The following is a 19,186-nucleotide window of genomic DNA, read 5'->3' as shown; positions in this document are numbered from 1 at the left end:
ACGTGCAACGGAACATCGGAGAGAGACATGAGTACGGCAACGGAACAGGCGCGCGAGCGTATCGGCCGCATCGCCCTGGGCGACGTGGTGCACCGCTCCGCCCGGCGCTTCGGCGCCCGGACAGCGCTGATCGAGGGCGAGCACAGCCTTAGCTACGCGGCGCTGGACGCCGCCACCAACCAGTTCGCCCATTACCTGCTCGGCCAGGGCATGCGCAGCGCCGAGCGCGTCGGCATGCTGTGCAACAACTCGATCGGCATGATCGTGGCGCTGCTGGGCATCCAGAAGGCGGGCATGGTGTGGGTGCCGATCAATACGGCCCTAGCGCCGGATGCGATCCAGTACATCCTGGAACATGCCGAGGTGACGCGGCTGGTGGCGGACGCGTCCGTGCTGGCGCGGCCCGGCGTCGGCGAACTGGTGGCGGCGCTGCGCCTGCCCGTCGTGCTGCTGGAGCCGGCGGGCGAGGCGGCGGGCAATATGGCGGGGATCGCCGCGACCCGATATGCCGGCGCGCTGGCCGGCCAGCCGGCTACGCTGCCCGACGTGGACATCGCCAGCAGCCAGCTGGCGCAGATCATGTACACCAGCGGCACCACCGGGCCGCAGAAAGGCGTCATGCACTCGCACGCCTCGGTGCACTCGGTGCTGGCCGCCAACCTGGTCGACACCGGCTGCGGCACGGCACGGGAAGTCTTTACCTGCCTCCTGCCGATGTTCCACTGCGCCCAGCACGGCAATACCATGAGCGCGCTGCTGGGCGGCCATACCGTGGTGGTGGGGCGCGGCTTCGACCCTGCCAGGGTGCTGGCCGACCTGGCCCGGCACCGGGTCACCATCGTCGTGGCGCTGCCGATGATGTACCGGGCCATGCTGGAACACCCCCGCTTCGCCGGCACCGATCTGTCCGGCTTGCGGCTGTGCATCTACGGCATGGCGCCGCTGCCCAAGAACCTGCTGCTGCGCCTGCTCGATGCCTTCTGTCCCAATTTCATCCTGTGCTCGGGCCAGACCGAGATGTACCCAGCGGCCACCATCTTCGAGGTGGAAGAGCAGCGCAAGCGCTTTGGCGCTTACTGGGGCGTGGGCACCGTGGTCAACGAAGTGGCGGTGATGGCCGACGACGGCAGGCTGCTCGGTCCCGGCGAGCCGGGCGAAATCGTGTTTCGCGGCCCCAATGTGATGCTGGGCTACTACAAGGATCCGGAGGCCACCGCCCGCGTGCAGCGCTTTGGCTGGCATCACTCCGGCGATCTCGGCATGCTGGACGAGGATGGCCAGCTGCTGTTCCTCGACCGCATCAAGGACATGATCAAGAGCGGCGGCGAGAATGTGCCGTCGATCAAGGTCGAGGAAGTGCTGCTGCGCCACGCCGCCGTGGCCAATGCGGCCGTGGTGGGGCTGCCGCATGCGCGCTGGGGCGAGGCCGTGACGGCCTTCGTTACCCTCAAACCGGGTGCGGCAGTGGGGCAGGGGGAACTGGGCGCGCACTGCAAGGCCCATCTCGGCGGCTTCGAGGTGCCCAAGGATGTGGTGCTGCTGGCGGCCTTGCCAGCCACTTCGACCGGGAAAATCCAGAAATTCGAGTTGCGGCAGCGATATCGGGCGCACTACGATGAAGCGCCGGAATCGCCGGCCTGAGCCATAAAGTGATCCATGCCATGCCTGGCGATCGCCGGGCATAGCCACCTGACGCAAGACGCGGCCGGCGCCCTGGGGCTACGCTGGCCCTGGCGTTGCCTGTGGGACCGCCAGGGCACCACGGTGGTGCGGCTCAGGACCCGGCAGCGCGACCCTACAACTAGCTGGCCTGACGGCGCACCGCACGGTGCACGGACAGCGCCTGGCAGGAGACCAAGGACATGCGGATGCAAGCACCAGGCATTGCGTGCCCGCCGGCTACGACCATGGCGCCCGGCGCCAGGGACGGCGCCGGCCGGGTGATGTGGATCACGCCCGAGCGGCTGTTCTATGCCGGCCTGCTGGGCTCGCCCTCGATACGCAATATGGGCGGGTTACTGATCTATGTGGCCTTGCGTGCACCTATCCGCATCCGCTTCGACGCTGGCCCCTGGGAATCCACCGACCTGGCGGTGGTGCCGGCCTATATGCCGCACTCGGTCGCCTGCGACGACCGGATGATCTGCGACCTGGCGCTGGAGGCGGAAAGCGTCGACCTGGCGCGCCTGCCCGCGGTGATCCGCGGCCGGGCCGGACCGGTGGACGATGCCGGCTTCGTACGCCACGTGCGCCACGCGCATGCCTACCTGAGCGAGCGCGGCCGGGACCTGGACCTGCGGGCGGACAGCTTCGACGACATCTTCTTCGGCCAGGCCCTGGCGCGGCGCCAGTTGGATCCCCGCATCGAAGCGGTGGTGCAGCGCATCCGCGATGCGCCTTCGGCCACCGCCACGGCGGAATCCTGCGCCGCCTCGGCCCATCTCTCGTTTTCGCGCTTCCTGCACCTGTTCAAGGAGGAAGTCGGCACGCCGTTCCGCAGCTTCCGCACCTGGAAGCGGGCGCGCAGCCTGTTGCACTACGTGACCCAGGACTCCAACCTGGCCCACGTGGCGCTGGACACCGGATACCCCGACTCCACGCATTTCAGCCACTCCATCCGCCAGGTCTACGGGCTCAAGCCCAGCGATATCTTCGCCGGCTCGCGCAAGCTCGCCCTGATCGGCGAGCGGATGGCGGTGGGCGGCGGCATGCCTGGCTAGCCAGCCCACCGGGGCAACTGGCTAGCGGGACGGGCTGGCTTCGCTCTCCGCCCGCAAGGCCGCCTTGTGGATCTTGCCTGCCGGCGTCAGCGGCAGCGCGTCTCGCAGCACCACCTGGCGCGGCACCTTGTAGTCGGCCAGGCGAGCGGCGCAATAGGCGCGGATCTCCGGCTCCGTCACCTGGCTGCCCGGCTTGGGTACGATGTAGTAGCGCCCGATCTCGCCCATCACGGGGTCGGGCACGCCAATGCCCGCGACCATCATGACGGCGGGATGGCGGGCGATCACCCCTTCGATCTCCGCCGGATAGACGTTGAAGCCGCCCTGGATATACATATCCTTCTTGCGGCCTTTCAGGTGGATATAGCCGCGCTCGTCGACGTAGCCGAGATCGCCGGAATGCAGCCAGCCCTGCGCGTCGAAACCGTCAGCGCCAGCCGCGCCCCCGACATAGCCCGGGCAAACGCCGGCGCCGCGGAACCAGAGCTCGCCGATCTCGCCTGCTGCGGCGCTCTCGCCGGCAGGCGTGACCACGCGCACGGCGGCGCCATCCAGCACGCGGCCGATCGATTGCATCAGGTCCTGCCGTTCGGCCCCCCAGGGCGTCATCACAATGGCCCCCGACGATTCGGACAGGCCGTACAGGTTCATCACCGTGGCCTGCGGCATACGCGCCTGCAGTTGCTCAAGCAGGGCGGCGTCCCCCGTGGCGCCGCCCACGATCACCAGCCGGACCGAGGAAAAATCCACCCGGGCGGAATCCGGGTGCATCAGCAAGAGCGTGGCCATGGTCGGCACGCCCGAAAAGATGGTAGGCGGGTGCCGGCGCATCATGGCGAGCACCAGGTCTGCCTTGAAGGCCGGCACCAGTTCGCAGGTACCGCCGCCCAGCAGGAAGTTAAGCACCCCGCAGGTGATCCCGCCCACGTGGTTGAAGGGCAGGGCGAGCTGGATATGATCGGCGCCGGTGGTGCGCACATGGCGCGACTGGGCCAAGGCGGAAGCCAGCATGCTGCGGTGAGTCAGGCCGGCGCCCTTGGGCCGTCCGGTCGTGCCCGAGGTGTAGATCACCATGGCGAGGTCATCCGGCCCGACCATGGCTTCGGCGGCATCCAGCGCCTTGGTTTCCCGAGCAGTGGCCGCCAGCGCGGAAAACCGCGGCAGGCCAGTGGCGGGCGACGACATGTCCGGCGGCAGCGGCGCGTCGATCCGCACGACATGCCGCAGGCCCGGCGTGCGCGGCGCCAGCCGCTCCAGCATGGCGAGGAAGTCGAAGCCGTCGGATTCCGGCACCGTGAAGACGGCTTTGGCGGCACTGTCATTGAGCATATGCTCGATCTCGTTGTCCCGGTAGCGCACACTCAGGCCCACCACCGCGACCCCGATACGGGTCGCCGCGTAGAACAACTGCAGCCACTCGATCTGGTTCAGGCCGATCACGCCAATGCGGTCGCCACGCTTGAGCCCCAGGCCGAGCAGGCCGCAGGCCAGTTGCGCGGAGGCAGCCTCGACCTCGGCATACCTGTGCGCCTGCTGCCCGCACAGGTATGCGGCGCGCTGGCCCCATTGCCGGCTGGCCTGGCGCAGGGCGGCACCGATGGTGGCGGGCGGCGGGTTGGTGGTCATGCGATTCTCCTGGCGTTGACGGATGCGTGAACCTGGCGCGCGGCACGATGCCATGCCCGGGCAGGTTTGAGCGGCAAGCGTAGCCAAGGAGCGCGCGGGAAGGCTTGCGGAAAGTGGCTGGCAGCGGCGCCAGGAAGCGGATACCGGCAGATACCGGTCGCGTTGCTCGCGATCGCTTTCTACCAACTATATGGGTATTCGCGGATTACCCATGTCATTGGTATTTGCAAATTACCCATATTATTTGTAAAGTAGGGATACGCATACCATGGGTAAGGCCACATGAAACAAGTGCTATCCACCGCCTCACAGCTAGGCCAGGTGCTGCAGTCGGCACGGCACGCAGCCAGGCTGTCCCAGACGGACCTGGCCGCGCGCCTGGCCGTCAGCCAGAGCCGGATCTCGCATATGGAACTGAACCCGGGCAGCATCAGCGCCGACCAGTTGCTGGCGTTGATCAGCATCCTTGGCCTGGAACTCGTGGTCCAGGACAAGGGCGGGGCGAGCGCAGGCTCCCCGGCCGTGGAGTGGTAGCCATGGGCCGCAGATCGCATGCGCGGGCGCTTTCGGTATGGGCCAATGGCGAGCGGGTAGGGACCTGGCGCATCCCGGCGCGGGGCGACATGGAGATGCAATACGACCCGGCCTGGATGGCGTCGCCGGCCGGCCGCCCCTTGTCGCTGTCGCTTCCCTTCGGCGTCGACGCTTCGCCGCTGAAGGGCGACAGGGTCCGCAACTATTTCGACAACCTGCTGCCCGACAGCGACACCATCCGCAAGCGCCTCGCCACCCGTTTCAAGACGGCGACCACGGAAGCGTTCGACCTGCTCGAGGCCATCGGCCGCGATTGCGTGGGCGCTGTGCAACTGCTCGGAGAAAACGAACAGCCGGCGGGGTTTGACCGCATCGACGGCACGCCCCAGTCCGATGCCGATATCGAAACACTGCTGCGCCAGACGGTCAGCCCGGCCGGCCTGGGCGCGCAGGATGACGACGACTTCCGCATATCCCTGGCCGGCGCGCAGGAGAAGACGGCCCTGTTATGGCATGGCAACCAGTGGATGAAGCCCCACGGCGCCACGCCCACCACCCACATCCTCAAGCTCCCGCTCGGACTGGTCGGCAACAAGCGGGCCGACCTCAGTACCTCGGTCGAGAACGAGTGGCTCTGCCTGACCATCCTTGCCGCCTACGGGCTGCCTGTCGCGCACAGCGAGATCAAGGTCTTCGGAAGCCAGAAGGTGCTGAGCGTGCAACGCTTCGACCGGCAGATGCATTCGTCCGGAAACTGGATCCTGCGCCTGCCGCAGGAAGACTTCTGCCAGGCGCTCGGCGTGCCGCCACACCTGAAGTACGAAGCGGACGGCGGCCCGGGCATGCGCGAAATCGCCCGTATCCTGCGGCAGTCGGTCAACGCCGACGAGGACCTGGAGACGTTCCTCGCCACGCAGTTCCTGTTCTGGATGCTGGCGGCACCCGATGGGCACGCCAAGAATTTCAGCATCCGCCTGCTGCCTGGCGGCCGCTACAGGATGACACCCCTCTACGACGTGATGTCGATCTGGCCGGTGGTCGGCAACGGCGCCAACCAGTGGTCGTGGCACAAGGCCAAGCTGGCCATGGCGGTGGCCGGCAAGAACCGCCACTACCTGTTCAAGGACGTGCAGCGCCGGCATTTCAACGCCATGGCGCCCAAGTGTTTTCACGGCCCGGATGCCGAAAGCATCATCCAGCGGCTGATCGCGCGGACACCGGCCGTGCTAGAGAAGGCAAATGCCGCCTTGCCGCAAGGCTTCCCGCAGAAGGTGGCCGACGCCATCCTGCAGGGGCTGGAGGCTTCCGCCCGCCAGCTTGAAAGCATGCCGCCCGGGTAGGCACATCGGGCCGCATCGGGGCACATCGGGGCCATCGGCGGGGCGCCGACCACTAAGCGCAAGACGAAGGGCACGGCGCGGCCTATGGTCGAGGCAAACCCGACCCAAAGGCCGCCACGCCGACACGCGCCGGCTGCCTGCCCACCGACAGGACCCCACGATGAGCCTCTCCACTCTGCCGCCGCTCGCCCACTATTTCACATCCGAGCACGAACAGTTTCGCAGCACGCTGCGCGATTTCGTCGCGCGCGAGATCTCGCCGTACGCGAACGAATGGGACGAGGCCGGGACCTTTCCCCGCTCGCTGTACCGCCGCGCAGCCGAAATTGGCTTGCTGGGCCTGGGCTATCCGGAGCGCTTCGGCGGCACGCCCGGCGATATCTTCTACCACCTGATCCAGGCGGAAGAGTTCGCCCGCAGCGGCTCGGGCGGCGTCAATGCCTCACTGCACTCCCACTCCATCGGTGTGCCGCCGATCGTTGCCGCGGGCAGCGAAGCACTGCAGGAACGCGTGCTGCCGGCGGTCATCGCCGGCGACAAGATCGCCGCACTGGCCATTACGGAACCCGGCGGCGGCTCCGACGTTGCCAGCCTCAGGACCACCGCCGTGCGCGACGGCGACCACTACATCGTCAACGGCGAGAAGACGTTCATCACCTCGGGCATGCGCGCCGATTTCATCACCACGGCGGTGCGGACCGACCCCGCCAACAAGGGCGCGGGCGGCATCTCCCTGCTGCTGATCGAGGGCAATCCGCCCGGCCTGACCCGTACCGGGCTCAAGAAAATGGGCTGGCTTGCCTCCGATACCGCGCATCTGCACTTCGACAACTGCCGGATCCCGGCGGCCAACCTGATCGGCGAGGAAAACCGCGGCTTCCAGGTCATCATGCGCAATTTCAATGCCGAGCGGCTGGGCATGAGCGCAAGCGCCTATGGCTATGCCGAAGCCTGCCTGCAAGAGGCGCTCGATTGGGCACGGCAGCGCAGCACCTTCGGCCGGCCGCTGGTGGAGCGGCAGGTGATCCGCCACAAGCTGGTCGATATGGCGCTACGCGTCGAAGCCGCGCGCAACCTGGTCTACGACCTTGCTTATCGGGTCCAGCATCAGGCCGGCGATCCTGCGCAACTGGTGGCGCGCACCTGCATGGCCAAGATCCAGGCCACCCAGGCGATGCAGTTCTGCGCCGACCAGGCCGTACAGATCCTGGGCGGCATGGGATTCATGCGCGGCACGCTCAGCGAGCGCGTCTACCGGGAGGTGAAAGTCATGATGATCGGCGGCGGATCGGAGGAAATCATGAAGGATCTGGCGGCCCGGCAACTGGGATTCTGATCCGCGGCCACGCGGCCGCCTGGTCTGCATGCCGGATACGTGCGGCGTCCTTGACGGAAGATCGGACAAGAGGGAAAGACGTTCACATGGCTGCGCCAGCGACTCGACCGGCAGCCTGCAGCAGGGTTGCCTAAGGCAGGGCGAAGGGACATCGGTACAGCGTGGCACCTTGCCCTCGCTGGCCGCCTTTATAATCCTCCGGCGAATCAGCCTGCGGCGCTACCGGCAGGCCCAAGTTTCCTGGAACCGGCCGAATGCCTTCGTATCCCCTTGTCCTCTGCCTCGCCTTCGCGGTTGCTGGCAGCCTTACGGTTGCCGTGGCTGCCTGGACACGGCGGGACGATCCCATCGTCAAGGCCTTCCTGGCACTGGCCCTCGGGAGTGCCTTATGGAGCGGCGGCCGCCTGCTCGAGCTGAACTCTGCCGACCTGGAAACCCGCATTCTGTGGGCCAAGCTGCAATATATCGGCATTGTCGCCGTGCCGATCGGCTGGCTCTGCGCCATGATCCAGCTCAGCCGGCCAGGATTCGTCATCCCTTGGTCGCTGCTGTCGCTGCCCATCGTCATCAACCTGGTGACGATGGGCCTGGTTTTCACCAACGAACGGCACCACCTGATCTGGACCTCGATCACGCTGGTGCCGGGCGGCGCGGCGCCCGGAGCCGTCTTTGCCCATGGCCCGGCCTACGCCGCGGCCGCGGTCTATACCTATCTGCTCCTGGCGGCCAGCCTTTACTTCCTGCTGAGCGCCAGGGTGCCCAACAGCAGCCTGACCCGAGGGGGAAGGGCGGTGCTGGCGGGCGGGCTGGCATTGCCGCTGCTCGCCAATGTCGCGTACCTGCGCGGATGGACGGGGCCGCTGGGCGGAGACCTGACTCCGGCCACCTTCTCCGTGACCGCGGTACTGGTGTGGATCTGCGCGCTGCGCGGACACCTGGACGATGTAGGGCATTACGCCCGGCTAAGAGTGTTCGATGCCCTGCACGAGGGTTGCGTGATCGCCAATGCCGACGACGTCATCGTCGATTTCAACCCGGCTGCCCTGCGCCTGCTGACAACGGCGAAACGTGGCGACCCATTGCCGGCGGCATGGCGGGACGCGGTCGCTGCCAGCCGGTCCGGCACGCGTGGCGGTAATGCGTCGCACCTGATCTCGGAGGAGCAGGCCGACTACGAGCTCACCGTGGAATCGGTATGCAACCTGAACAATCGGCCGGTCGGGATCATTGTATTCCTGCGGGACGTCACCCGTTTCCGTTCCCGCGAACAGGCCTTGACCGTCGAGAATTCCAGCCTTGCGCTGCGCCTGGGCGAAACGGAGGAAAAGCTGTCGCGCATCGAGGCGGATCTTTACCGCGACGCGCTGACCGGCGCGTTCAACCGGCGGTTCTTCCAGCGCGAGGCAACCTCCGCGCTAGCCAGCGCGTTCGCGCGAGGCATCGCGGTCGGCCTGCTGATCATCGACGTCGACTATTTCAAGCAGTACAACGATCACCACGGCCATGTGCATGGCGACGCCTGCCTGCGCCGGGTGGCGGAGGCGATTGCGCAAGCCATGCGCAACGGCCCGGACGACTTTTGCGCCCGCGTCGGCGGCGAAGAATTCGCGATGGTGCTGCCGGCGGTCACGCCGGGCGAGACACGCGAAGTCGGCCTGCGCCTGCTCAAGGCAGTACGCGCCATGGCGCTTCCCCACGGCGGCTGGCCCGGGCACCCGTGCGTCACCATCAGCGTTGGCGCGGTATGCGAAATCCCGGCGTCGCCGCTGCTGGAGGCATTGCTCGAACGGGCCGACGCAGCCATGTACGAAGCCAAGCGCGCCGGCCGGGACCGTTTTGTGATGGGCGAAACTGCGTCGCTGCCGGCCTAGGCCCCGAGGGCAAGGGACGACTGTCAGGCCCGGTTGATGGACACGCCGCCATCCGCCATCAGCGCCGATCCCGTCGTGAAACTCGACGCATCGGAGGCAAGGTAGAGGGCTGAGCGGGCAATCTCCTCCGGTAGCGCAAGACGCTTCAGCGCGTGCAGCCCCTCGACGAAGGCACGCGCTTCGGGCGTACTGGTGGCAGCGCGGCCCATGGGCGTATCCGTGCCTCCGGGCAGGAGGGCATTGGCCCGGATCCCTTTCGGGCCGAACTCGGCGGCGATCACTTGCATAAGGCCGATCAATCCGGCCTTGCTGGCCGCGTAGGCCCCCATTCCGGGGAAACCTGCGGTGTGCCCGACAAAGGTGGAGGTAAAGATGATCGAGCCACCGCCTCGCGCCACCATCGCCGGAATCTGATGTTTTGCGCCGAGGAACGCGCTCGTCAGGTTGATGTCGAGAATCTCGCGCCAGGCATCCACTGGAATCTCGGGAACCGGTGCTGCCTCTCCTGTCGAGCCTGCATTATTGAAGGCAATGTCGAGGCCGCCAAAGCGACCGACCGCGGTCTCCACCAAGGCGAGAGCAAGCTGCTCGTCCCTGACATCCCCGGCAATGGCGACCGCCTCGCCTCCATCCTGTCCGATCTGCGCAACGAGCGAGTCCAACTCACCCTGACGGCGTGCCGTCGCGACGATTTTCGCTCCTTCCTTTGCAAACAGCTTTGCTGCTGCGTATCCGATCCCCGAGCTTGCTCCCGTGACGATGGCGACTTTCCCTGACAACTGGCCCATTATTGAGAATCTCCTGTTGGATTGACTTAGGATTGCCAGTCTAAAGGCACCCGCGTCATGGTTGCCATCCGTTTCTTGTGGTCAAAATCTCGTGCTCAAAACCCGCTCGATACCCGCTCAAAAGCAAGGGCGGCGGGGTCCGTAACGCCAGAAACCGTCAGCCTGCCACTGAGAAGGATCTTGCCACGATCCAGCTGGCGCGGGCCCCGAATCAGGGTTGTCGATCATGTAGCTGTCGGTCGCAACATTCGGAGATTTGTTGCAATCTGTTTCCGTGCGCTAGTTGAGATCAGGGTTGATGCTGGCCGGATTGGATTCCCTTCATTCATGGATGGCTGCCGACCGCATCACCTGATCGCCGCGGATGCGGTGATGGCGGCACACTATAATCATCACATGATAGAAACAATGAATTGTCCTCCAACAATAAATCTCAAATAAATTATAAATTGGAAACAAAATTCAATATATTTTCACGATTCATATAGCAATGAATTCAGAACAATTTAAGCATGAAAACATCCAATCTATATCGGCAGATCTGGAGATCTTTCATGCGAACAATCCGTCATATATGGCAGCCTCTGCGCAGCCGGAAGCCCTGTAGCGCCAGCCTATGTGCCCTTGTGGCCGGCGCGCTTACGGTACTCGCGGCCCCTGGCGCATATGCGGCCGATCTTGCGCGCCAGACCATAGGCCCCATCAGCTACGTTTGCGGCGGTGTTGGCGAGGACGAGCAACAGGCACTCCAGTCGGAAGCGAAGGACTTCGATATGGGCCTGCTCTTCACCGAAGGTGCGCGTGGCGAGTATCTATCCGACGTCGCGGTCACGCTTTCACGCAACGGCGTGAATGTCGCTTCCTTCCGCTCGAATGGGCCACGCTGCCTCATCAAGGCGCCAAGGGCGACTTATCAGGTCGTGGCAACCTATAACGGTGTAGACAAACACACCACGTTGCGTGCGGGTGAACGGAGTGTGCAGCTGAACTGGTAGCCCGTTGCTTTCGCAAGACTCCGATGAGGTGGGACAGGCGCGATGGCCAGCACCTGTCTCGCCCATGACATAGCGGACTCAACGCCGCCACTATGGAATTCCCTAGCCCACAACAAGCCCTTGCATGCTCAAGGGCTTTCCATTTCGATAGCAGGAGTCGGCGGTATCCTCCTGACATCGGACGATTTGCATTCCCGGCGGGACCGCTTGTGCAAAGGATGTCACACGATGACGCGATCGCCTCGATGCAGATGACAGAAGAGGGCAAGCATATGCCCTCGGTACTATCAAGATGTGCCGCTCGCGCTGCAAGCGCCAGCCGGCCTTGGAGACACACCTTCATGCTGACCGATGTTCTTCTACGTTTGGCCTCGCACCCGGATTGGCGGCAGGTCGCCGCATTGCTTGAGCTCTGCGGTCTGTCCAGCGCTGGTACTGCCGAAGCAATCGAGAACTTCCATGTCGCCCTTTGCGATGGCCGTATCGTTGGCTGCGCAGCGACCGAGCATCACGGGCAATCCGTCCTGGTCCGCTCGGTAGCGGTTGAGCCCGCATATCGCGATAGAGGCATCGCCAGCCGTCTGGTCGAAGTCCTGTTGATGCGGGCGCGCGGTACGCAAGCCCGCCATGGCTTTCTCTTGTCGGCTTCGGCACCGGCCTACTTCGCTCGCTGGGGCTTTTCGCTGATCCCCGCGGACAAGGCGCCGGCTGAAGTCAGGGCCTCGTCGGAGTTTCAGCATGCCGTGCGCACGTCCGCACTCTGCATGCGCTGCGAGCTGCGCTAGCGCCGATGCCGTTTCGCGCGTATTCGCGCTCGCATCTTCTCGTCGGCAGGCGCCCTCGAAGTTGCCTTTGCGATGAAGGCGATTGCGGCTGGGTGCTGCCGGTACTGCGCCGTGTGACCTGAACGCTTGGGTATAATCCAGGCTTCCGCGGTCGAGTCGCTAGCTAGCCAACCGATCGCCTGAACCCTGTCAGCAAGCCCCGCGCCAACCAGGCCCGGTGCAGGCCTTGACGGCGGTAACACCGCCCGCGCCGCTGACCAACCCTCGCGGAAGTGGATCGCTAATCACGCGGCAATCCCTTCCTTGTGTTCTTCTCCGGCACCCGGCCGTCCAGCACCTCGCTTGTCGTTTCCCGCGCTCCGCCGCCCGGCGGCGCAGTGGCAGACGGCAAGCCACTGCTTGAACGCCGGCCCAGCCGGACCATCCATCACGTGTTTCCGCTATGAGCAGACTTTCCAGGCTCGCGCTGAGCCTTGTGCTGGTTGCCTTGTCCTTCCTGACGCCGGCGGCATTGCCGGCTGCCATTGCCGCCGACGCGGCGTCCGATGCAGCCGCGCTGCAGCCGGCAGCCTTGACGCACGCCGAGGCGGTCGCTGAGCTGAAGCGATTGCAGACCGAGCAGGATCGCATCAAGCAACTGGCATCGGGTGCCACCAGCAGCACAAAGCTAGACGGGCTCGACGACACCATCCAGCAACTGGCGACCGACGTCGACAAGCTGGCTGCGGCGTTGACGCCCCAGCGCGCGCAATTGCAGGCGCAGCTTGATGTGCTCGGTCCGCCGCCTGCAGCCGGCACGACGCCGGAGGCGCCCGCCGTAGCCCAGCAACGGGCTGACCTCAATGCACGCAGGGCGCAACTGGACGGCGAGCTGAAGCAGACGGCGGAGGGCAAGGAGAATATCGCCAACCTGAAGGTCCAGCTCGCCAGGCTGCAGCGCAGCCGGATGAAGAACCAGCTTGCCTTGCGCTCGGAAAGCATCCTGAGCCCGCAGTTCTGGGCGCCGTTGTTCAAGCCGCCAGCGGAGGACCAGGAGCGGCTGGGCGCATTCAAGGACCAGGTCGTGCCGATGCTGCAATTGGCGTGGCAGCCCGGGCAGCGGGGCACCACCGCTTTGCTCCTCGTGCTCGCACTCGCTGTCTGGTCACTTGGCCGGCGGCTGATCGAGCGAGCCTTGGCGTGGGTCTGCCTGACGCGGCTGCCGGAGACCAGGCTGCGGCGCAGCGCCTTGGCGCTGGCGACGGCGCTGAGCACGGTGGCGACAACGGCCTTGGCGGTCCAGATTGCCTACACCGCGTTCACCCGCCGCTACGATCTGCCACCCGAACTGCAGGATCTGCTCGGCGAACTGGCAAAGCTGATGTTGACCAGCGCGCTGATCGCGGGCCTGGGCCGGGCGCTGCTGTGCACCCGCCACCCGTCATGGCGCCTGCCCGCGTTGGCAGATCCGGTGGCGCTGGCGATGAAGCCATTCCCGACCGTGCTGGCCGGCCTGCTGCTATTGGCCGGCACGCTGGAACAACTGAACCGGATTGCCGACACCAGCGTGCAGGTCACGCTGCTGGGCCGGGGCCTGGTCTCGCTGGTGGTGGTCCTGACCATCGGTGCGGCGCTGCTGCGCGCCAACCGCGTGCGCACCGTGCTGGCGGCAGCCGGCGAGCGGCCCGAAGCACGTGCCACGCTGGCCGGCATGATCCACGCCGGCGTGACGATCACGATCATCGCATCGCTCGGTGCCTTGCTGGTTGGCTACATCAGCTTTGCGCGCTTCCTGACCTACGAGCTGGTCTGGTTCGACATCGTGCTATGCAGCCTGTACCTGCTGACGCAGCTGACCCGCGACGTATGCGAAAGCCTGTTCTCGGCACATCACGCCAGTGGCCGCGTGATCAAACAGCTGTTCGGCGTTGGCGACAGCCACCTGGAGCAGGCCGCCACGGTGCTGTCGGGGATGGGCGCGAGCCTGCTACTCCTGGTGGCCGTGATTGCCCTGCTGACCGGCGGCTTCGGCACCACGCCGGTTGACCTGCTGAACAGCTTGTTGAGGGTGCTTGGCGGCGACAAGCTGCGCAGCCTCAACATCATGCCCGAACGCATCATGAATGCGGTGATCGCGCTGACGGTCGGCATCTGGCTGCTGCGCTCGGTGCGGCGCTGGCTCGACGCCGAACTGCTGCCCAAGGTCTGCATGGAGCCCGGCCTGCGCGTCTCGCTGATCACGCTGTTCAGCAATGTCGGCTATGTGCTGCTGGTTCTGCTGACCCTGTCGCTGCTGGGCGTCAGATGGGAAAACCTGGCATGGATCGTCAGCGCGCTATCGGTGGGCATCGGCTTCGGCCTGCAGGAGATCGTGAAGAACTTCGTGTCAGGGCTGATCCTCCTGACCGAGCGGCCGGTCAAGGTCGGCGACATGGTCAGCATCGGCGGCGTGGAAGGCGATATCCGCCGCATCAATGTGCGCGCGACGGAGATCCAGCTGGGCGACCGCTCCACCGTGATCGTGCCGAACTCGCAGCTCATCTCGCAAAACCTGCGCAACGTGACGATGAGCAACAGCACCCAGGGCGTAGCGACACTGCTGCTGACCTTCCCGCTGAACACCGATCCCGAGCAGGTACGTGACCTGCTGCTCGATGCCTATCGCGAGAACGAGGCGATTCTTGACATACCCGCGCCGTCGGTCACCTTCAGCCAGCTCGCGCCGAACGGCATCACGCTGAGCGTGACAGGCTATGTGGGCAGCCCGCGCATCGCCACCACGACCAAGAGCGAGCTATTGTTTGAAATCCTGAAGCGACTGCGCGCGGCGGAGATCTCGCTGTCGGTACCGCAAACGCTGCGGGTCGAGAGCATGCCCGCGCTGGGCACGGCGCCGCTGACACCGGCGGTTGGCTGAACATGCCGGACTTCAAGGTCCGGAAATGGCGTACACCTGCCTGATTGCGGCGGGAACCATTCATGCACCGGCAGGGAGCGACTCGACTGCGGGCGGCACCGCTCAGCCGGCCCGACGGCCACTGTCCTGCCGCCGTGCCACCGGTGCCATGCCGAACTGGGCGGAGAACCAGCGCGAGAAGGCGGCCGGCGAAGCGTAGCCGAGCAGCCCGGATACGCGTGTCAGGGAGTACTGCGGGTTCTCCACGTAGCGCTGGGCCAGCTCGCGCCGCACCTCGTTGAGGATGCCGCTGAAGGTCTCGCCCGCTTCGTCGAGCTGGCGCTGCATCGTGCGCAGGCTCAAGCCCAGCCCCTGGGCCACCGCGGCGCTGGTGGCCCGGCCCATCGGCAGCAGAAGATAGATGGCGCTGCGTACCTCGTGGCCGATCGCGCCGCCACCGGGGTGGGGCAGCGCATCGACGAAGCGCTGCGCGTAGCGGGCCATGGCCGGGTCGGCACCAGGGTTGGGCGCGTCCAGGTCGGCGGCCAGGCAGACGATGCCATTGAATTCGCTGTTGAACGCCAGCGGGCAGGCGAACAGCCTGCGATGCACGCGCAGGTCCGCCGGCGCCGCGTGCGTGAAATTGACGCTGACCGGCTGCCAGCGCGCGCCCAGCAGCGCGCTGCCCATGCGCGCCAGCACGCCGATGGCGAGTTCGGTGGCCTGGCGCGAGCCCGCCGCCGACACCAGTTCCTGGCGGATCACGACCGCCTTGCCGACGTCCTCCAGCAGCAGGGCGATCGAATCGTTGATCAGGTGGCGGTAGCGGATCAAGGTGGCCAGCGCCGCGCGCAGCGTGGGCTGCTGGCTGATCAGCAGGCTCATCGCGCCGAAGTCGGAAAGCTGGCGGGACTCGGCCATGCGCAGGCCGAAGGTGGGGCAGCCGCTGGCCTGCGCCGCGGCCTCCAGCAGCGCCACCACGGCGCTGGCCGGCACGCGCTGGTCCGGGTCCTGCAGCATGGCGCGGCTCAGGCTGGCCTGGCGCAGCAGCGGCTGCGGGTTGAGGCCAAGGCTTTGCGCGACCTCGAAGAAATGGGCCAGTGCCGCGGCACGTATCTGCGTCTCCACGCCAGTCTTGTCTCCTGATCGTTGTATTGGCGCGCCGTCGTGTGTCGCGGCGTGCTCGCAGCGAGATCATAGACGCGAGTGGCATGAAATGCAAAGTCGCTGGTGCGGATTGCAAAGCGTGCCGCCGCGCGGCCTCCTACAGTGTGGGTCATGCACGGCGCACGTCTGCGCCGCGACGAAAAAAGGAGACGACAGATGGCCAAGGTTATCCGGATGTATGAAACGGGCGGCCCGGAAGTGCTGCGCTGCGAGGAAGTGGAGGTGGGCCAACCCGGCCCGGGCGAGGTGCGCATCCGCCACGTGGCGGTCGGCCTGAACTACGCCGATACCTATTTCCGTACCGGCATCTATCCGGTGCCGCTGCCTGGCGGCATGGGCGTGGAAGCGTCCGGCATCGTGCTGGCCGTGGGACCGGGGGTGACCAATGTGGCGGTCGCCGACCGCGTCACCTATACCGGCTTTCTCAACACGCTGGGCGCCTACAGCACCGAGCGTCTGGTGCCGGCGGCACCGCTGATCCGCCTGCCCGAGAGCATCGGCTTCGAGACGGCCGCCGCGATGACCATGCGCGGCCTGACCTCGGCCTACCTGCTGCGCCGCATCCACGCCTTCCAGGCGGGCGACACCATCCTGCTGCATGCCGCTGCCGGCGGCGTCGGCCTCATCGTCTCGCAGTGGGCCAAGCTGCTCGGCCTGACCGTGATCGGTACGGTGTCGACCGAGGCCAAGGCCGAGGTGGCGCGCGCCCATGGCTGCGACCATGTGATCAACTACAGCCACGAAGACGTGGCCAAGCGCGTGCGCGAGCTGACCGGCGGCGTGGGCGTGTCGGTAGTGTTTGACAGCGTGGGAAAGAACACGTTCATGGCCTCGCTGGACTCGCTCAAGCGGCGCGGCACCATGGTCTGCGTCGGCACCGCCTCGGGCCCGATCCCGCCCTTCGATCCCGTGCTGCTCGCCATGAAGGGCTCGCTGTTCCTGACCCGCCCCGCGCTGGCCGACTACGTCGCCGATCCGGCCGAGAAGGCAGCGCTGGCGGGCGAGCTGTTCGACCACGTCGGCGCGGGCCGCATCCGCATCGAGATCCACCAGCACTACGCGCTGGAAGATGCCGTGCAGGCGCACAGGGACCTGGAGGCGCGCAAGACCACGGGTTCCTCGATCTTCGTCATCTGAGGAGGCTCGCCATGCAAGTCCGCCAACTCACTTGTGCGCTCGGCGCCGAACTGAGCGGTGTCCAGCTCGCCGACGCGGTCCGCGACGACGGCTTGTTCGCCGAGATCCGCGCACTGCTGCTACGCCACCGCGTCCTGTTCCTGCGCAAGCAGGAACTCAGCCGTGCCGGGCATGTGGCCTTCGCGCGCCGTTTCGGCGAGCTGGAGGACCATCCGGTCGCCGGCAGCGATCCGGAGCACCCCGGCCTGGTACGCATCTACAAGACGCCAGACCAGCCCAACGACCGCTACGAGAACGCCTGGCACTCCGACACCACCTGGCGCGAGGCGCCGCAGTTCGGCGCGGTGCTGCGCTGTGTTGAGTGCCCGCCGGTGGGCGGCGATACCATGTGGGCCAATATGGTGCTGGCCTACGAGAACCTGCCCGTGCACGTCAAGGCGCAGATCGCCGACCTGCGCGCACGCCACGGCATCGAGGCCAGCTTCGGCGCGGCGATGCCAATCGAGAAGCGGCTGGCGCTGAAGGCGCAGTATCCCGACGCCGAGCATCCGGTGGTGCGCACGCACCCGCAGACCGGCGAGAAGATCCTGTACGTCAACGGCTTCACCACCCACTTCACCAACTACCACACGCCCGCGCGGGTGCGCTTCGGCCAGGACGCCAATCCGGGCGCCGCCGACCTGCTGCGCTACCTGATCAGCCAGGCCTATATCCCGGAATACCAGGTGCGCTGGCGCTGGGAACCCGACAGCGTGGCGATCTGGGACAACAGCGCGACCCAGCACTACGCGGTGATGGACTATCCGCCATGCCACCGCAAGATGGAACGGGCGGGCATCATCGGCGGCAAGCCGTTCTGAGCGGTGTATTGCCATGACACGGCAACCGGCGCTGGCGATCGATCTGACCTTGAGCGTTATGCCCAGCCATGTACGCCAACAGCGTGGCGATTCCTGGCTCGACATTGGTGAACTGGCGGCTTGCGCGGTCAGGAAAATCGTTCAGATCCAGCGTGTTCTTGCCAATGTCGATTCCTTCAACCTTGATATCCATTCGGCGTCTTTCCATCCAACCGCTTTGGTTTAATGGCTGTTTCAGAATTAAGCGATGCGGTTGTCTTTGCTGTCTCTTTTTTTAATGAACTTATTTAGGGTTGCAGGGATTAAAGGCGGAGTGTTTTCAGGCTCTTGAGCCCGATATCACTCCGCCTTTATGCACTGAAAACCTAAATCATTCCCATAAAACAGCCTGAACGCTATTAAAAATGGAAGCCCCGATCCTCGCTTTCCCACGAACTTGGGCTTGCGCCCAGGGCTTTGGTTAATCGATCTGAAGCCTCCAGAACAGATTAAACATACAAGGGGTTGGGGGAGAGAGCGAGACAGCCATCGTCATGGTGGTTTGTTTGTGCCTGTGTTGTGGCGCTGGTCCGCGCGCGGACCGGTATGCGTGCCGGTGCGCTTCCCGGGGGAGATCCGGCCGACGGGGAATGCGGGACCCCGTGCCGGTACGGCCGCTCAGGCGCCGGTGGAAACGGCGACGCGAGGCGTCGTCGCCAGTGCCTGCTGCATGGCGCCGAACAGCACCGGGGCCGTGCGCGCGCCGGTGATGCAGTGCCTGCCGGCGAAGACGAACTGGGGCACGCCTTGGCCGGCGCGCAGCGGCGGCGGCGGCACGCTCAACCACGGCAGCCACGGCTCGCTGCCTTGCACGGGCGCATGCGACGGTCCGGGGGGGACGATGCCGCAGGCCAGGATGGCGTCGCGCAGCACGGCGGGATCGCCGATGTCCTGCGCCTCGACGAAATAGCGCGTGAACAGTCCGTCAATGAGCGCCGCGGCCGCTGGCGCACCATGCGCTTGCGCGGCGTACTGGATCAGCCGGTGCGCCAGCAGCGTGTTGGGCAGGACTTCGATGCGCTCCAGCGCCAGCTCGAGGCCGGCTTCGCGGGCCGCCTCCCGCACCTGGGCCTGACGCGCCGCCATGGCCTTGGGGCTGCCGAGGCGGGCCAG

Annotated in this window: 16 protein-coding genes; 11 read left to right on the top strand and 5 right to left on the bottom strand. The window is 66.0% G+C overall.

Annotated features, from left to right (window positions below):
• Positions 1-27: 27 nt before the first annotated feature.
• Complete coding sequence (locus P3W85_RS20150; RefSeq protein ID WP_276266105.1) at positions 28-1,641, top strand: class I adenylate-forming enzyme family protein; 1,614 nt, start codon at positions 28-30, stop codon at positions 1,639-1,641.
• Between the two features lie 221 nt (positions 1,642-1,862).
• Positions 1,863-2,720, top strand: a complete 858-nt coding sequence (locus P3W85_RS20145; RefSeq protein WP_276266104.1) for a helix-turn-helix transcriptional regulator — start codon at positions 1,863-1,865, stop codon at positions 2,718-2,720.
• Between the two features lie 21 nt (positions 2,721-2,741).
• Here the strand turns inward: P3W85_RS20145 and P3W85_RS20140 are convergent, their stop codons facing one another.
• Positions 2,742-4,346: an AMP-binding protein gene (locus tag P3W85_RS20140; RefSeq protein WP_276266103.1), complete on the bottom strand. Its 1,605-nt coding sequence runs from the start codon at positions 4,344-4,346 to the stop codon at positions 2,742-2,744.
• A gap of 282 nt (positions 4,347-4,628) precedes the next feature.
• Here P3W85_RS20140 and P3W85_RS20135 point away from each other — a divergent pair, with 282 nt between their 5' ends.
• The 4 genes from P3W85_RS20135 to P3W85_RS20120 all read left to right on the top strand — a co-directional run bounded on the left by P3W85_RS20135 (position 4,629) and on the right by P3W85_RS20120 (position 9,427).
• Positions 4,629-4,880, top strand: a complete 252-nt coding sequence (locus P3W85_RS20135) for a helix-turn-helix domain-containing protein (RefSeq protein ID WP_035815455.1) — start codon at positions 4,629-4,631, stop codon at positions 4,878-4,880.
• Between the two features lie 2 nt (positions 4,881-4,882).
• Positions 4,883-6,220 (top strand): type II toxin-antitoxin system HipA family toxin, encoded by a 1,338-nt coding sequence (locus P3W85_RS20130; protein WP_276266102.1) that lies wholly within the window; start codon positions 4,883-4,885, stop codon positions 6,218-6,220.
• Positions 6,221-6,380: 160 nt separating this feature from the next.
• Positions 6,381-7,556: an acyl-CoA dehydrogenase family protein gene (locus tag P3W85_RS20125; RefSeq protein WP_276266101.1), complete on the top strand. Its 1,176-nt coding sequence runs from the start codon at positions 6,381-6,383 to the stop codon at positions 7,554-7,556.
• 254 nt (positions 7,557-7,810) lie between these two features.
• Complete coding sequence (locus P3W85_RS20120) at positions 7,811-9,427, top strand: histidine kinase N-terminal 7TM domain-containing protein (protein WP_276266100.1); 1,617 nt, start codon at positions 7,811-7,813, stop codon at positions 9,425-9,427.
• 23 nt (positions 9,428-9,450) lie between these two features.
• Here the strand turns inward: P3W85_RS20120 and P3W85_RS20115 are convergent, their stop codons facing one another.
• Entirely contained in the window at positions 9,451-10,215 is a 765-nt protein-coding gene (locus tag P3W85_RS20115; RefSeq protein ID WP_017229542.1) for an SDR family oxidoreductase, read from the bottom strand.
• A 554-nt stretch (positions 10,216-10,769) separates the two neighbouring features.
• Between P3W85_RS20115 and P3W85_RS20110 the strand changes: the two genes are divergently transcribed.
• From P3W85_RS20110 to P3W85_RS20100, 3 genes are all read left to right on the top strand, one after another.
• Positions 10,770-11,210 carry a hypothetical protein gene (locus tag P3W85_RS20110; protein WP_430869582.1) on the top strand — a complete coding sequence of 147 codons (441 nt, stop codon included), beginning with the start codon at positions 10,770-10,772 and terminating at the stop codon, positions 11,208-11,210.
• A gap of 341 nt (positions 11,211-11,551) precedes the next feature.
• Complete coding sequence (locus P3W85_RS20105) at positions 11,552-11,995, top strand: GNAT family N-acetyltransferase (RefSeq protein ID WP_276266098.1); 444 nt, start codon at positions 11,552-11,554, stop codon at positions 11,993-11,995.
• A 442-nt stretch (positions 11,996-12,437) separates the two neighbouring features.
• Complete coding sequence (locus P3W85_RS20100) at positions 12,438-14,891, top strand: DUF3772 domain-containing protein (protein ID WP_276266097.1); 2,454 nt, start codon at positions 12,438-12,440, stop codon at positions 14,889-14,891.
• A gap of 102 nt (positions 14,892-14,993) precedes the next feature.
• On the opposite strand, the gene P3W85_RS20095 is transcribed toward P3W85_RS20100, so the two are convergent.
• Positions 14,994-15,998 carry an AraC family transcriptional regulator gene (locus P3W85_RS20095; RefSeq protein ID WP_276266096.1) on the bottom strand — a complete coding sequence of 335 codons (1,005 nt, stop codon included), beginning with the start codon at positions 15,996-15,998 and terminating at the stop codon, positions 14,994-14,996.
• Between the two features lie 195 nt (positions 15,999-16,193).
• On the opposite strand from P3W85_RS20095, the gene P3W85_RS20090 reads away from it, so the two are divergent.
• Positions 16,194-17,174: a quinone oxidoreductase family protein gene (locus P3W85_RS20090; RefSeq protein ID WP_017225348.1), complete on the top strand. Its 981-nt coding sequence runs from the start codon at positions 16,194-16,196 to the stop codon at positions 17,172-17,174.
• A gap of 11 nt (positions 17,175-17,185) precedes the next feature.
• Positions 17,186-18,034, top strand: coding sequence for a TauD/TfdA dioxygenase family protein (locus tag P3W85_RS20085; protein ID WP_017225347.1), 849 nt, complete (start codon positions 17,186-17,188; stop codon positions 18,032-18,034).
• Here the strand turns inward: P3W85_RS20085 and P3W85_RS20080 are convergent.
• Both P3W85_RS20080 and P3W85_RS20075 read right to left on the bottom strand, forming a co-directional pair.
• The gene (locus tag P3W85_RS20080; protein ID WP_276266095.1) at positions 18,012-18,227 is read right to left on the bottom strand and encodes a hypothetical protein; all 216 of its coding nucleotides are present in this window, start codon (positions 18,225-18,227) and stop codon (positions 18,012-18,014) included. The genes P3W85_RS20085 and P3W85_RS20080 overlap by 23 nt on opposite strands.
• 464 nt (positions 18,228-18,691) lie before the next feature.
• The coding region (locus P3W85_RS20075) for a DsbA family protein (protein ID WP_276266094.1) at positions 18,692-19,186 on the bottom strand (495 nt) is incomplete at its 5' end.

The sequence above is a fragment of the Cupriavidus basilensis genome, assembly GCF_029335485.1.
GTDB classification, from domain to species: Bacteria; Pseudomonadota; Gammaproteobacteria; order Burkholderiales; family Burkholderiaceae; genus Cupriavidus; species Cupriavidus basilensis_E.
This window is presented reverse-complemented; position numbering and strand designations above follow the sequence as displayed.

Coding starts and splice junctions, on each gene's coding strand:
- P3W85_RS20150 (WP_276266105.1), top strand. CDS start 28: ATGAGTACGGCAACGGAACAGGCGCGCGAGCGTATCGGCCGCATCGCC.
- P3W85_RS20110 (WP_430869582.1), top strand. CDS start 10,770: ATGCGAACAATCCGTCATATATGGCAGCCTCTGCGCAGCCGGAAGCCC.
- P3W85_RS20115 (WP_017229542.1), bottom strand. CDS start 10,215: ATGGGCCAGTTGTCAGGGAAAGTCGCCATCGTCACGGGAGCAAGCTCG.
- P3W85_RS20100 (WP_276266097.1), top strand. CDS start 12,438: ATGAGCAGACTTTCCAGGCTCGCGCTGAGCCTTGTGCTGGTTGCCTTG.
- P3W85_RS20145 (WP_276266104.1), top strand. CDS start 1,863: ATGCGGATGCAAGCACCAGGCATTGCGTGCCCGCCGGCTACGACCATG.
- P3W85_RS20105 (WP_276266098.1), top strand. CDS start 11,552: ATGCTGACCGATGTTCTTCTACGTTTGGCCTCGCACCCGGATTGGCGG.
- P3W85_RS20130 (WP_276266102.1), top strand. CDS start 4,883: ATGGGCCGCAGATCGCATGCGCGGGCGCTTTCGGTATGGGCCAATGGC.
- P3W85_RS20140 (WP_276266103.1), bottom strand. CDS start 4,346: ATGACCACCAACCCGCCGCCCGCCACCATCGGTGCCGCCCTGCGCCAG.
- P3W85_RS20125 (WP_276266101.1), top strand. CDS start 6,381: ATGAGCCTCTCCACTCTGCCGCCGCTCGCCCACTATTTCACATCCGAG.
- P3W85_RS20090 (WP_017225348.1), top strand. CDS start 16,194: ATGGCCAAGGTTATCCGGATGTATGAAACGGGCGGCCCGGAAGTGCTG.
- P3W85_RS20085 (WP_017225347.1), top strand. CDS start 17,186: ATGCAAGTCCGCCAACTCACTTGTGCGCTCGGCGCCGAACTGAGCGGT.
- P3W85_RS20080 (WP_276266095.1), bottom strand. CDS start 18,227: ATGGATATCAAGGTTGAAGGAATCGACATTGGCAAGAACACGCTGGAT.
- P3W85_RS20135 (WP_035815455.1), top strand. CDS start 4,629: ATGAAACAAGTGCTATCCACCGCCTCACAGCTAGGCCAGGTGCTGCAG.
- P3W85_RS20120 (WP_276266100.1), top strand. CDS start 7,811: ATGCCTTCGTATCCCCTTGTCCTCTGCCTCGCCTTCGCGGTTGCTGGC.